At 55.6% G+C, this 12,206-nt stretch carries 13 protein-coding genes and 1 pseudogene; 9 read left to right on the plus strand and 5 right to left on the minus strand.

The annotated features are described in order from the left end of the window. Nucleotides 1-79: 79 nt before the first annotated feature. The 3 genes from QTO30_RS16445 to QTO30_RS16455 form a co-directional block, all read right to left on the minus strand. Entirely contained in the window at nt 80-1,618 is a 1,539-nt protein-coding gene (locus QTO30_RS16445) for a flagellin (protein ID WP_340425155.1), read from the minus strand. A 201-nt stretch (nt 1,619-1,819) separates the two neighbouring features. Then, a complete protein-coding gene (locus tag QTO30_RS16450) occupies nt 1,820-2,161 on the minus strand; it encodes a flagellar protein FlgN (RefSeq protein ID WP_340425156.1) in 342 nt (113 codons plus the stop codon). Then, the gene (locus QTO30_RS16455; RefSeq protein WP_340425157.1) at nt 2,154-2,447 is read right to left on the minus strand and encodes a rod-binding protein; all 294 of its coding nucleotides are present in this window, start codon (nt 2,445-2,447) and stop codon (nt 2,154-2,156) included. The genes QTO30_RS16450 and QTO30_RS16455 overlap by 8 nt, the downstream gene beginning before the upstream one ends. 104 nt (nt 2,448-2,551) lie before the next feature. Here QTO30_RS16455 and QTO30_RS16460 point away from each other — a divergent pair, with 104 nt between their 5' ends. Genes QTO30_RS16460 through QTO30_RS16475 form a run of 4 tightly spaced genes read left to right on the plus strand, consistent with a single transcriptional unit; the run spans nt 2,552 to nt 4,538 of the window. Beyond that, nucleotides 2,552-2,986, plus strand: coding sequence for a hypothetical protein (locus QTO30_RS16460; RefSeq protein ID WP_340425158.1), 435 nt, complete (start codon nt 2,552-2,554; stop codon nt 2,984-2,986). A gap of 11 nt (nt 2,987-2,997) precedes the next feature. Continuing rightward, entirely contained in the window at nt 2,998-3,861 is an 864-nt protein-coding gene (locus tag QTO30_RS16465) for a flagellar hook-length control protein FliK (RefSeq protein WP_340425159.1), read from the plus strand. Between the two features lie 9 nt (nt 3,862-3,870). Next, nucleotides 3,871-4,323, plus strand: a complete 453-nt coding sequence (locus QTO30_RS16470) for a flagellar hook capping FlgD N-terminal domain-containing protein (RefSeq protein ID WP_340425160.1) — start codon at nt 3,871-3,873, stop codon at nt 4,321-4,323. After that, nucleotides 4,314-4,538, plus strand: coding sequence for a hypothetical protein (locus tag QTO30_RS16475; RefSeq protein ID WP_340425161.1), 225 nt, complete (start codon nt 4,314-4,316; stop codon nt 4,536-4,538). The genes QTO30_RS16470 and QTO30_RS16475 overlap by 10 nt, the downstream gene beginning before the upstream one ends. Here the strand turns inward: QTO30_RS16475 and ubiB are convergent. Together ubiB and ubiE are read right to left on the minus strand one after the other, a co-directional pair. Continuing rightward, nucleotides 4,535-6,064 (minus strand): 2-polyprenylphenol 6-hydroxylase, encoded by a 1,530-nt coding sequence (gene ubiB / locus QTO30_RS16480; RefSeq protein WP_340425162.1) that lies wholly within the window; start codon nt 6,062-6,064, stop codon nt 4,535-4,537. The genes QTO30_RS16475 and ubiB overlap by 4 nt on opposite strands. A 1-nt stretch (nt 6,065) precedes the next feature. Continuing rightward, a pseudogene (gene ubiE / locus QTO30_RS16485) lies at nt 6,066-6,819 on the minus strand (bifunctional demethylmenaquinone methyltransferase/2-methoxy-6-polyprenyl-1,4-benzoquinol methylase UbiE). A gap of 133 nt (nt 6,820-6,952) precedes the next feature. Between ubiE and mutM the strand changes: the two are divergent. The 5 genes from mutM to dnaA all read left to right on the plus strand — a co-directional run bounded on the left by mutM (nt 6,953) and on the right by dnaA (nt 12,100). Next, nucleotides 6,953-7,804 (plus strand): bifunctional DNA-formamidopyrimidine glycosylase/DNA-(apurinic or apyrimidinic site) lyase, encoded by an 852-nt coding sequence (gene mutM / locus QTO30_RS16490; RefSeq protein WP_340425163.1) that lies wholly within the window; start codon nt 6,953-6,955, stop codon nt 7,802-7,804. A 63-nt stretch (nt 7,805-7,867) separates the two neighbouring features. Beyond that, the gene (locus tag QTO30_RS16495; protein WP_340425164.1) at nt 7,868-8,644 is read left to right on the plus strand and encodes an enoyl-CoA hydratase; all 777 of its coding nucleotides are present in this window, start codon (nt 7,868-7,870) and stop codon (nt 8,642-8,644) included. 189 nt (nt 8,645-8,833) lie between these two features. Further along, nucleotides 8,834-9,712: a type IV pili methyl-accepting chemotaxis transducer N-terminal domain-containing protein gene (locus tag QTO30_RS16500; RefSeq protein ID WP_340425165.1), complete on the plus strand. Its 879-nt coding sequence runs from the start codon at nt 8,834-8,836 to the stop codon at nt 9,710-9,712. Between the two features lie 190 nt (nt 9,713-9,902). Beyond that, nucleotides 9,903-10,166: a 30S ribosomal protein S20 gene (rpsT, locus tag QTO30_RS16505; protein ID WP_340425167.1), complete on the plus strand. Its 264-nt coding sequence runs from the start codon at nt 9,903-9,905 to the stop codon at nt 10,164-10,166. A 596-nt stretch (nt 10,167-10,762) separates the two neighbouring features. After that, the gene (gene dnaA, locus QTO30_RS16510; protein ID WP_340425957.1) at nt 10,763-12,100 is read left to right on the plus strand and encodes a chromosomal replication initiator protein DnaA; all 1,338 of its coding nucleotides are present in this window, start codon (nt 10,763-10,765) and stop codon (nt 12,098-12,100) included. The last annotated feature ends 106 nt before the right edge of the window (nt 12,101-12,206 follow it).

Genomic DNA, 12,206 nt, shown 5'->3' on the forward strand with positions numbered 1-12,206 from the left:
GGCGCAATGTAGAACGAGGCCCGATTTTATCGCGACCTTGAAAAGGGTGGCACCAAACCCTTGGCGCCACCGCTTATTTTTATCGGAACAGCGACAAGATTGTCTGCGGTGCCTGGTTGGCAATCGACAGGGACTGAACGCCCAGCTGCTGTTGCACCTGCAGCGCCTGCAAACGGGCTGAGGTTTCTTCGAGGTCGGCATCAACCAGCGCGCCGATACCGGATTTCAACAGATCTGTCAGTTTTGAGATGAAGTCGGACTGCGTTTCAATCCGACCTTGGCTGGAACCAAAATCAGCTGCAGCATCGATGGTGGTGTTGATGTAGGTTTCGATGTTGGCCAAAGCTGCTTCAGTACCCTCATCGGTTGTCACATCCAGCTTATCAAGGCCGACAAGACCGCCCGTCGCAGTACCACCGGCGGCACCATCATCGGTCAGTGTTTGTGCGGCACCATCATTGTCGATCTGTAAAACCCACGCTCCGGATGTTTCATCCTGTCGCACGTTTGTAGAGATATTCTCAATACCAGCACCATCGATGACAGTTTTCAGACCGCGTGCAACATCCTCAAACGTTTCACCCGGACCGGCAATATAGTCATAGCTCACGCCACCGATCGTCGCGCGATAGCCGTCACCTTCGGCAACACCTGCAGTGGTTGAGAATTCCAGCTCGGATGCGCGTGCATTGATCGTCTGCGTATTGGTCGTCGCGGCCGTTGCTGTCACGCCATTTGCTTCCAGGGCAAAGGTTGCAGCACCGTTGCCGCTTGTGTTGACCTCCACATCACCAAACTTCGACGTCGAGTTAATGCTAATAACGGATGCGTTAACCGTAGCGCTGATATCCTCGATGCCTGCGGCGTTGATTGCTGCTGTCAGCCCGTCTGCCAGATCATCAGTATTTGTCGTTGTAGTGGTGAAGCTAACCGTTTCGCCAGCAATCTGGAAGTTGTAGGTTTGACCCGCGACAATCGTACCGGCAACAGTGGCTTCCAGAACGTTTGCACCGTTCGAGAACGCGTCACCCGTACCATCAGCAGCAAGGTTACCACCCAAAGTCGTTGTGACATTGGCCCCAAGCGGTGCACCGGTGCCAAAGACACCCGCATCAGTGCTCAGATCCTGGCGACCGACCGAAATGTTGGCCGAGGTCACTGTGCCATCGCTCGAGCGATCAAGTGAGGAGAGGATGTTAACGCTGTCGGTGCCGGTCAGCATATTCAGGCCGTTAAACTGTGCCGCACCCACGACCGAAGCAATCTGGTCAGCGATCGCTTCGACATCAGCCTGCAGTTTTGTTCGGTCGACGTTTTCGCCCTGCGCCGCGACGATCTTCTCTTTCATGTCGTTCAAGAGGTCGGTCACCGTTTCGGCACCGTTTCGGGCCACTGCGACGGATGATTCACCCAAAGAAAGGCTTTCAGAGATCGCCTTGAAGCCCTTGACGTCGGATTCCATTACTTTCGAAATCGCCCAGACAGCCGAGTTGTCCTTGGCCGATGCAACTTCTTTACCTGTCGAGATCATCGACTGGGTTTTGGACAGGTCATTGTTGATGGATTTTAGGGTTTGCAGCGCAACCATCGCGCTGTTGTTAGTCAGAATACTGGACATGTTTTATGGCCCTTATGTATGGCGCTTTGCACCGGGTTGGTAGGAAAACCCGCAGATTTGCTGCGGTTTGAAGCGTCTTTCTGACGAAACCATCGATCACCTTGTGTCGATGTGCCGTTATGGCGGTGCTGGTACGTAAACCAATCCAGCCTGAACAACGTGTTAATTGAGGCAAATCAAATACAGAGAATTTGAGTGAATTTATGCCTTCTTTTCCAGGTTGTTTCGGTGTTTGCGAACGAGCTCGACCCGACCCGAAGGGTCATAAACGCTCAGACCCTTCTGAACGTTGTTAAGGGCTTGCAACCGCTCACCAGCAGCAGCGACACCTTTGATTGCCGCTGCCAGCAGTGATTGATTTTCGTCCATTTTCTTTCGGATCGGGCGCAGCAGATCTTTCTCTGTGTCAGACTGCGTCAGATACGTAAGCAGCTGCTCCTTTTGCTGCAAAAGATCGGCCAAGGGGTCAAAATCCGCTGCTATCAGCGCCTGTTTTTCCTGATCAAGGACCTGATGAAGCTTGGCAATGACTGGTTCAAGCAAGGCTACGCACCTTCATGGCTTCAAAAAGCGCCTCGGCTAGGCCGATGCCGCCGGTCCTAACCATTTCTTCGGCCTGCGCATCGCGTAGGAATGAAGAGAAATGTTCCTCACCCGCGCCGCCGCCGAAGGATTCGCGCGGTGCACCAACACCTGCAGATTTCAACATCTCTGCCAGAAAAGTAGCCTCCATTTTCTGTGCGGCATCACGCAGTTTCGTATCTGTCTGTATATAGTCGGGCAGCGCAGTGGCCGGGCGGGGTGGCGGCAGGTCAGGGATTGTGGTCATCGGATTCTCCGGTTCGTGATCGAGTCAGATTGACCGATAGTCCTAAACATTCAGTAAGTTTTTTCGGTCAAACAGGGGCGCAGACAAAGCCAATCGGAGAACCGATGATTCCTCAGATCCTTGCAGAACCGGCCGCAGGTGCCGGAAAAACCGTTCCTAAAACAGACCCTGCGGCAGATAGCGCAGAGGCAACGACTTTTGGTGAACTGATGACGGATGCAGATCTTCCGGCGGAAGATCAACCACTGACCTCAAAAGGGGCCACAGATGGCCGTGCGCTTGAAACGGATGCAGAGCTTGTCGAGTTCGCCGCAGCAACGGTTGATCAGAAAACAACCCAAGCAGATACGAAAGTTGCAGCAGCGCCCTTGCAGATTCCCCAAAGCTGCCAAAGCGGGGTGCGGACGCGACAAACGTTCCGACTGATGCAAAGCAAGCGGACCCTTTGGTGCGTACAACTGCTCCTACCGACGCGGATAGCGTTCCGAATGCAAAGACGGCGGGAACGACAAAGGGTGATGGGCCTGATTTGGCAGTGACGGAAGGCAAGGTGCAACGCCCCACGATCGCCCAGTCAGTTATGGAAGGGAAATTGCCGCAGACCCCGCCAGCAGGTAGCTCAAAGCCAGATATGGCGTCAGTGCAAGGGGCGCCCAAGGCGGATGTCAATGTATCACAGCCGCCCGCGACACTGCCAGGGGAAAAGACCAATTCAACCCTGCCCGGCAAGGAGGCTCACTCCACCGCCGTGATTGCCACACCACAGGGTCCAACACCGAAAACGCGACGCGAAGACCCGGCCAGTACGCCGGCACCGCCTCTCGCTACGAAACCTGCGGCATCGTCCCTTGCGCCAGCGCAACCTCCGGCGGTCGCACTGGCGCAAGCGGCAGCCCAGCCTTCGCGCGACACTGCTGAAAAGGTGGTCAAGGCCAGCCTGAGCGAGGTCACGATTACCTCCGCACCGCTTGAGCGACAGGCGGGGGTGGCGACCATGCAAACCTCGCCAGCTGCTGTGGTCACGCCGGATGCGGCGCGTCACGTTGCTGCGCAGGTTGCTCTTGCCGTGACCAGTACGCCCGGCAAAACTACAGAGATCGCCCTGAACCCCGAGGAATTGGGACGCGTCAGGCTCAGCCTGTCAGCAGCGGATGGAGCAATCGTCCTGAACGTCACGGCCGAACGGCCTGAAACGCAGGACTTGCTGCGCCGTCATATGGATCTTCTGGCGCAAGAGTTCCGTCAATTGGGCTATACCTCAATTTCGTTCTCATTCGGCGAGCAGCAGGGGCAGGCCCGGCCTGAAGAACCGCTGATGGAAGAGACCACTGGCCGCAACGTTCAGGAGGAGGTGTCTGAGATCGCTAACATACCACCGGGACCTCCTACTGCTGGCCTGGACATACGCATTTAAGGAGCGGATATGGAAATCACACAACCCTTTCAACAGGCTGCGACGGCGCAAGCATCTGCTGCATCCGGGGCATCGGCACAAATCAGCTCTGACTTTGAGGTATTTTTGAGGATGTTGACGGCACAAATGCAGTATCAAGACCCGCTCAACCCTGTCGATTCAACCGATTATGCCACGCAACTGGCGACGTTCTCTGGGGTTGAACAGGCCGTTTTGACAAATGATCTGCTGACATCGATGGTCGTCCAGATGAGTACGGGCGGCCTGGTTGATATGGCCGCGCTTGTTGGCAAGGAGGTGCGATCAGGCGCGCCTGCGTACTTTGATGGCCAACCTCTTACATTGCTGCCGATACAGAATGTCGCCGCAGACTCGGCCGAGCTTGTGGTGCGCAATGAGGCTGGCGATGAAGTGCAGCGCAGCGAGATTGCGCCGGGTGCAGAGACTCTGGAATGGGCTTAGGCACTGGTCCTGACGGCACACCTTTTGCCGCTGGGGTCTATCAATTCGAGGTCGTTGCAAAATCCAATGACGAGGTTGTCGCCCAAATCCCGGTTGAGACCTATAGCACTGTGAATGAGGTGCGGCTGGACTATGGCAGGACAATTCTGGTGCTTGATGGCGGTGTGAATGTTGCAAGTGATTGGGTCACGGCCTTGCGCGATGGGAACGGTTAAAAGAACGTACTGATCCATACGGCCGCACCCACTAACGCACCGCCCAGGGCCATCCATGACAAGCGCGCAATGCGCCGTTGCGGTTTTGGCGGCGGCGGCGGGTTGTTCAGGCGGATCAGTGCATCCTCGGCCAGTCGCGGCAGCTGCGGACCAAATCGTGCAAGGATCATGGCAGTTTTCTGAAGGTCACGCAGGAGCGCTTTGGGTCCGATGCTTTGCTTGATGTAATCTTCAACAACCGGTTTTGCGGCCTGCCAGATGTTCATATGCGGGTCCAGCGACCGCGCGACGCCCTCAACCACTACCATCGTGCGTTGTAGCAAAATCAGCTCTGTCCGGGTTTCCATACCGAACCGTTCAGTGACTTCGAACAAGTAGCTTAGCAAACGGGCCATCGAAATGCGGCTGGCGTCCATGCCAAAAATCGGCTCGCCTACGGCGCGCAGCGCGCGCGCGAATTCGTCAACGTCTTGGTCAGCGGGCACATAGCCTGCCTCAAAATGCACTTCGGCCACACGCTGATAGTCCTTGCGGATGAAGCCAAATAAAATTTCGGCATAAACGCGGCGGGTATACTCATCAATTCGTCCCATGATCCCGAAGTCATAGGCGATGACGTCTCCGTTCGCAGCGACCTTGAGGTTGCCCTGATGCATATCACCGTGGAAGTAACCGTCGCGCAGCGCATGGTTCAGGAAAAGCTGCAAGACCCGGGTCGCCAATTCAACGCGGTCGTGTCCGGCAGCGTCCAGCGCGTCATTGATGCCAATATTGGTGCCTTCGGCCCAATCCATCGTCATGACGCGGCGGCTTGACAGGTGCCAGCGCACTTTAGGCACCTGAAAACCGGCATCAGATTCGGTATTGGCAGCAAATTCGGCCGCAGCCGAGCTTTCCAACCGCAAATCCAGCTCACCCATCACGACGCCTTCGAAATGCGTGATCACATCCATTGGGCGCAGACGGCGCGACGCGGGCGACAGGACTTCGATTGTGCGTGCAGCAAAGTAGAACGCATCAATATCGGTGCGAAATGCCCGTTCGATCCCGGGACGCAGGATTTTTACGGCGACCGCTTCGCCGCTTTCGGCCAGATGCGCCTTGTGGACCTGAGCCAGCGATGCCGCGGCGACCGGTTCAGAAAACGACGAAAACAGCTGATCAAAGGAACTGCCGAGTTCAGACTGGATCGTCTTCTTGGCCTCCGCCATTGAAAACGGGGGCAGCTTGTCCTGCAACACCCGCAGTTGCACGGCCAGTTCATCCCCTACCACGTCTGGACGGGTCGAAAGCACCTGACCAAACTTGATATAGGCGGGGCCCAAGGCAGTCAGTGCGCGCACCGCAGGCGGCATTGTCACATCGCCTTTGTACCCAAGCCACTGGAACGGCCAGACGAGTGTGCGGAAAACGATGCGCAGCAGCGGCCCTGCATCAAACGCATCCAGCACAACCTTCATCGCACCCGTGCGTTCCAAAGTCGCGCCTGTGCGGATCAGGCGGATAATATTGTGCGGGCCGCGCATGTTAGAGCTTCCACCCTGAATGGAGTGCGGCCACACCCATAGTCAGATTGCGGTACTTGGCATTTCCGAACCCTGCATCGCGGACCATCCCAAGGAACGTATCCTGATCAGGAAATTTGCGGATCGATTCGACCAAATATTGATAGCTGTCTCGGTCGTAAAGCAATGATCTGCCCCATGCGCGGGATCACGTTGAAGGAATAGGCGTCATAAGCGGCCTGCATCATCGGGTTTGGCAGTTGACTGAATTCCAGCACCATCAAACGACCGCCCGGTTTCAAGACACGGTAGGCTTCGTTTAATGCGTCTTGTGGGCGTGTCACATTGCGAATGCCAAAGCTGATTGTGTAGACGTCAAAACTGTTGGCCTCGAACGGTAGCGCCATGGCATCGCCGACAACCCAGTCCAGGCTGTCGGACATACGCGCGGCCTCGGCGCGTTTGCGGCCCTCAACCAGCATCGGCTCGGTCAGATCCAGAACAGTAGCATGGCCATGCCCCGCACGTTTCAGAAACCGGAATGAGATGTCGCCTGTCCCACCTGCCACATCCAGCAATCGCTGGCCGGGGCGCGGGGCCAACCAATCCATCATCGCGTCCTTCCAGATTCGGTGCACACCGCCGGACATCACATCATTCATAATGTCATACTTGCTGGCGACCGATGAAAACACGCCTTGCACGCGGCCCGCTTTTTCATCTTCGCGGACGGTTTCAAACCCGAAGTGGGTCGTCGGATCGGACTTATCGGTCATGTCATGCTTTCGCCTGAATACTGTCCCGCTAGGGGTTATACCCAAGAGGCCAGATAGACAAACTGTCAATGTGCCACGGAACGTGGGATTGTCTCTAGGCGGCGGGTCCGATTGCAGATAGTGACAGGGGACAATGCCTGAGTTACCTGAAGTTGAGACTGTCAAAGCCGGTATCGCGCCGGTGATGGAAGGCCACGTCATCGCAAAGGCTGACGTGAACCGCCCGGATCTGCGGTGGCCCTTCCCGGACCGAATGGCCGAGCGGTTGACTGGTAAGCGGGTGCTTGGTTTGCGCCGCCGCTCAAAATACATCCTCGTTGATATGGATAGTGCGGAGACGCTGCTGATTCATTTGGGCATGTCGGGCCGTATGTTGATATCTGGCCATAGGGTCGGCGATTTCCATCATCCTCATCCAGTGCCCGCGAAGCATGACCATGTGGTTTTCCAGATGGATAATGGCGTGCGCATTACTTTCAACGACGCGCGGCGCTTTGGTGCGATGGATCTGATGGAGACCGCCGCACAGGATGATCACTGGCTGATCCGCGATCTGGGCCCAGAACCGTTGGGCAATGCGTTTAACGAAGGCTATCTGATCGAACGGTTGAAAGGGCGCAATACGCCGATCAAATCGGCGCTTTTGGATCAGCGCATCGTGTCGGGCCTTGGCAATATCTACGTTTGCGAGGTGCTATTCCGTGCAGGCATTCACCCTGCGCGTAAGGCGGGGCGGATCAGTGCCGCACGTGTTGCAACTCTTGTGCCGCTTATTCGCGACGTTTTGTCCGAGGCGATCGCTGCTGGCGGATCCTCTTTGCGCGATTATCGTCAGTCTGACGGCGAATTGGGCTATTTTCAGCATGTTTTTCAGGTCTACGACCGCGAAGGCGAACCTTGTGTAACCCCCGGATGCGACAGGACAATCACCCGAATCGTGCAATCCGGACGCTCATCTTTCTTTTGTCCGCAATGCCAAAGATAGCTTGATCCGCAGCCACGCTTTGCTAACCCTTGGGGTCTGACCAGCGGCAACAGGGACGGCAGCATGGCCTTTGAAACAATTATCGTCGACATCAGCGACTATGTCGCAACGATCACACTTAACCGACCAGATGCAATGAATGCGCTGAACAGCAAACTGCTGGGCGAACTCTGCACCGCGCTGGAAGACGCAGACGCCAGCGACAAAGTACGCTGTATCATTGTCACCGGGTCCGAGAAAGCCTTCGCCGCAGGCGCCGACATTTCCGAGATGGCCAACAAATCGTTCGTTGAGATGTACACTCAGCGGTTTTTCGAGAACGAGACGGATCGGTTCAACCGGACCCGCAAACCCATCATCGCAGCTGTTGCAGGCTATGCGCTGGGCGGTGGTTGCGAGTTGGCAATGATGTGTGACTTCATTATTGCGGCCGATAACGCCAAATTTGGGCAGCCAGAGATCAACCTTGGTGTGATCGCAGGGCTTGGTGGCACTCAACGTCTGACGCGCTTTGTGGGCAAGGCAAAATCGATGGATATGCATCTGACTGGTCGCTTCATGGATGCGGCAGAGGCGGAAGCCAGCGGGTTGGTCAGCCGCGTCGTGCCAACCAAGAAACTGTTGGCCGAGGCAAAGGCGGCTGCTGAAAAGATCAGCGAAAAGTCTTTGATCGCAACCATCGCCGCCAAAGATGCCGTTGATCGCGCGTATGAAACCACTTTGGCCGAGGGCCTGAACTATGAGCGGCGCTTGTTCCATTCGCTCTTTGCGACCGAAGATCAAAGTGAAGGCATGGCGGCATTTACCGAGAAGCGCGAAGCGCAGTTTCGGGATAGATAGGTGCTTTTTGCCCGGCGCCCCTGGCGGTGAAATCAAAAAACCACCGCTACTTGATCCATGTCATACGCAGGATGCCAACATTTGTACTAGGTAGGCGGCGGGTGGCGGCCGACACAAGAGTGGCACCAGATTATGAGAGTATCTTCCTTTTTTTGCACCGGTCTTCTGACGGGTATCCTGAGCATGCAAATGGGCGGTTTGCATGCCGAAACCCCCTTTGGCACAACCACCACAGCAGGTGATACCCCATCAATCATTCAGGATACGGGTGTGGCAAACCGTTTGGCCGTCGCCGGAGTGCTGCGTTCTTTGACCCAAGAAATACCTGCTGCGGCGTGCCATCTTTATCAAGATGTCAACGCCGAGGATGCAAGAGACCTGTTGTCCACTGGCGTTGACCAGACAACCGAGTTACTGGATGCGCTGCTAAACGGTGATATTTTCTGGGGTGTCATAGCACCAGAGACCCGTCGCAAGACAATTACAGAGATCGAACAGCTTCGTAGCGATTGGGCGCCAATTCATGCGGCAAGTCGCCGTCTGCTTTCAGACCCTTCTCAGCAACAAGATGCGAACCAGATCGTTGCAGCCGCAGAGGACCTATTTGATACAAGCTATGCGCTGTTGACCACCCTTGATGCGCAATACTCAAACTCGGCTGAAATCCTGTCGCGCGACGTGATGTCGATCAACCTCGCGGGCCGTATGACTGCACTCAATCAGGGTATGGCATTGAAGGCATGTCAGCTTTGGTCCAGTGACCTGGATCCCGTAATTGCGGCCAATCTCAAGCAGGAAATGCAGGATTATGAGGGCAGCTTGAAGGCGCTTTCAGATGGGTATGCTGCCATGGGCATTCTGCCGCCCGAAACACCTGGCTTGGTCAACACGCTGGCCGAGATAGGACAAATCTGGGACTTGAATCGCCAGCTATTGGCATTGGTGGCGGCAGGCGAAGAGATTTCAGAGCAGCAACGCTTTGACCTTTACTATAACCTGATCGACGAAAGGGTGCTGTTGCTTGATTTGGTCTATCTCTATCAGGACAACTCAAAAGTGGCGTATTAGGGCGATGATTGCCTTCGTGTTGGGCCTTTTGGGGGTTGAACCAAAAGGGACTCTCGCTTAAATGCCGCCCCAGACATGCGTGTGAGGCCCGCTTTGGCCAGATCATCCGGTTCGAAAACCCGGGGCTTGGGCTTAATGCGCTAACCATATTCAATTTGGCCCTATCAGGCCCAGCTTAGGACACGAACACATGGCTAACTCCCCTCAGGCGAAAAAACGCGCCCGTCAGAATGAAGCACGCTTTGCAGTGAACAAGATGCGTCGCTCGCGCATCCGTACATATTTGCGCGCGGTGGAAGAGGCGATAGCATCAGGCGATCAGAAAGCAGCGGCAGACGCACTGAAAGCTGCACAGCCAGAGCTGATGCGCGGTGTCACCAAGGGCGTCATGCACAAGAATACAGCGGCCCGGAAAATGTCGCGTCTGTCTTCACGGGTCAAAGCAATCGGCTGATTCTGTCACTTTCGGCGGAAAACCAAGAATTCAAGCGCACCCAATCAGGGTGCGCTTTTTTTGTCCCGGTGTGATCTGTCTGCGCAGAAATCGAGACATTTCAAAGGGCCGGTAGATTCTTTTCCGCCAATCGCTGAGTCAAGTACGATGTTATGTTGAAGCGGCCCCAAAGCCCTTGCTACGTTGCCGATGCGATTCACATCGTTCCGGGGGACATGAGGGGGTTTGCGCTAACACGGTCAAGGAATCCACCTTTTGGTGTGATCTGTAGCCGACCGGCAAAGCTGCAAACCTCATGCAATGGTGGCATAGAAAAGCGGTAAAAGCCGCGGGACTGAGCCAAAGTTGTGTCTGCGCCACACCCAAGGTCTGCTCCTTGGGGTTGGATGCGGTTTGTGGCTCTTTTGCTGCCGTTTGGCGCTGGCAAGCATCTGATGGATGCACGTCTGGCGCGGCGGTTTATGGTTTTGGGTGGAAGGCAATCCGTTCAGGTAGGGCACCTGAGCGTACTGTCCTTTTGTACCGGTTGGTGTGGCGTAGGCGTTTCTGGGACGCCTTGGTTTGTAGACGACAGTGTATTGGGGCAAAGGGACAAGATGACGAACGATATCTGGGCAAAGGTGTTGAGCGCGCTGAAAAGCGCTTTGGGTACAAACAGCTACTCGAGCTGGATTGAACCACTCGAATTCACACAATTGTCCGAGGGCGTGGCGATCTTTGACGTGCCAACCAACTTTATCGGCAACTATGTATCCCAGAACTTTGGCGATCAGATTATTTATCACATGAACAAGGCTGGCGAAGACGTTCAGCGCCTGCAGTTCCGTGTGCCCAGCCAGGCTCGCCCAGCCACCAAGCCCGAGGCGGCCAAAAAAGTAACTGAGGCAGAAACCGGGTCCGGTGCACCGCTCGACAACCGATTTACCTTTGACACGTTCATCGTTGGCAAACCGAACGAACTGGCCCATGCGGCCGCCCGCCGCGTAGCTGAAGGCGGCCCTGTGACGTTTAATCCACTGTTTCTCTATGGTGGCGTAGGCCTTGGTAAAACGCACCTTATGCATGCCATCGCGCATGAGTTGAAAGAACGCTCGCCCGAGTTGAACGTACTCTATCTGTCCGCCGAACAGTTCATGTATCGTTTCATCACCGCCCTGCGCGAACGCAAGATGATGGATTTCAAACAGCTCTTCCGTTCCGTCGACGTTCTGATGGTCGATGATGTGCAGTTCATCGGTGGCAAGGACAGCACGCAGGAAGAGTTCTTTCACACATTCAACGCCCTCGTCGACGGCCAGAAGCAGATCATCATCTCTGCCGACCGGGCGCCGGGCGAAATCAAGGACCTGGAAGAGCGGATCAAGTCGCGGCTGCAATGTGGCCTTGTCGTCGATCTGCACCCGACCGATTATGAGCTGCGCCTTGGCATTTTGCAGTCCAAGGTTGATGTCTATTCAGCGCAATATCCTGAGCTTCAGATAGCAGATGGTGTGCTGGAATTCCTCGCCCACCGCATCTCAACCAATGTCCGTGTCCTTGAAGGTGCGTTGACCCGCCTTTTCGCCTTTGCATCGCTCGTAGGCCGCGAAATTACGCTGGAACTGACCCAAGACTGCCTGTCGGATGTCCTCAAAGCCTCGGACCGCAAAGTCACCGTCGAGGAAATCCAGCGCAAGGTTTCCGAGCATTACAACATCCGTCTGTCCGATATGATCGGCCCCAAACGTGTGCGCAATTACGCCCGCCCCCGCCAGATTGCCATGTATCTGGCCAAGCAGATGACCAGCCGGTCCTTGCCAGAGATTGGGCGTCGTTTTGGAGGCCGCGACCACACCACCGTCATGCATGGGGTGAAGCGGATCGAAGAACTCAAAGCGCTGGACAGCCAGATCGCCGATGATCTGGAACTCTTGCGCCGCGCTTTGCAGGAATAATCCGGCAAAACGGGGCCAACGCTTGACGCGGACAAACCCATCGTAAACAGTCCAACAAAACGCTTGAGAGTAGCGCGAAATAGGATACATTTCGCGTCCCGGCAGC

Source organism: Yoonia sp. GPGPB17, assembly GCF_037892195.1.
Lineage (GTDB): Bacteria > Pseudomonadota > Alphaproteobacteria > Rhodobacterales > Rhodobacteraceae > Yoonia.

Bases quoted from the DNA above. Each gene is read 5' to 3' on its own strand.
- rpsT (WP_340425167.1), top strand. From the start codon at position 9,903: ATGGCTAACTCCCCTCAGGCGAAAAAACGCGCCCGTCAGAATGAAGCA.
- mutM (WP_340425163.1), top strand. From the start codon at position 6,953: ATGCCTGAGTTACCTGAAGTTGAGACTGTCAAAGCCGGTATCGCGCCG.
- QTO30_RS16455 (WP_340425157.1), bottom strand. From the start codon at position 2,447: ATGACCACAATCCCTGACCTGCCGCCACCCCGCCCGGCCACTGCGCTG.
- dnaA (WP_340425957.1), top strand. From the start codon at position 10,763: ATGACGAACGATATCTGGGCAAAGGTGTTGAGCGCGCTGAAAAGCGCT.
- QTO30_RS16495 (WP_340425164.1), top strand. From the start codon at position 7,868: ATGGCCTTTGAAACAATTATCGTCGACATCAGCGACTATGTCGCAACG.
- QTO30_RS16500 (WP_340425165.1), top strand. From the start codon at position 8,834: ATGGGCGGTTTGCATGCCGAAACCCCCTTTGGCACAACCACCACAGCA.
- QTO30_RS16460 (WP_340425158.1), top strand. From the start codon at position 2,552: ATGATTCCTCAGATCCTTGCAGAACCGGCCGCAGGTGCCGGAAAAACC.
- QTO30_RS16445 (WP_340425155.1), bottom strand. From the start codon at position 1,618: ATGTCCAGTATTCTGACTAACAACAGCGCGATGGTTGCGCTGCAAACC.
- ubiB (WP_340425162.1), bottom strand. From the start codon at position 6,064: ATGCGCGGCCCGCACAATATTATCCGCCTGATCCGCACAGGCGCGACT.
- QTO30_RS16470 (WP_340425160.1), top strand. From the start codon at position 3,871: ATGGAAATCACACAACCCTTTCAACAGGCTGCGACGGCGCAAGCATCT.
- QTO30_RS16475 (WP_340425161.1), top strand. From the start codon at position 4,314: ATGGGCTTAGGCACTGGTCCTGACGGCACACCTTTTGCCGCTGGGGTC.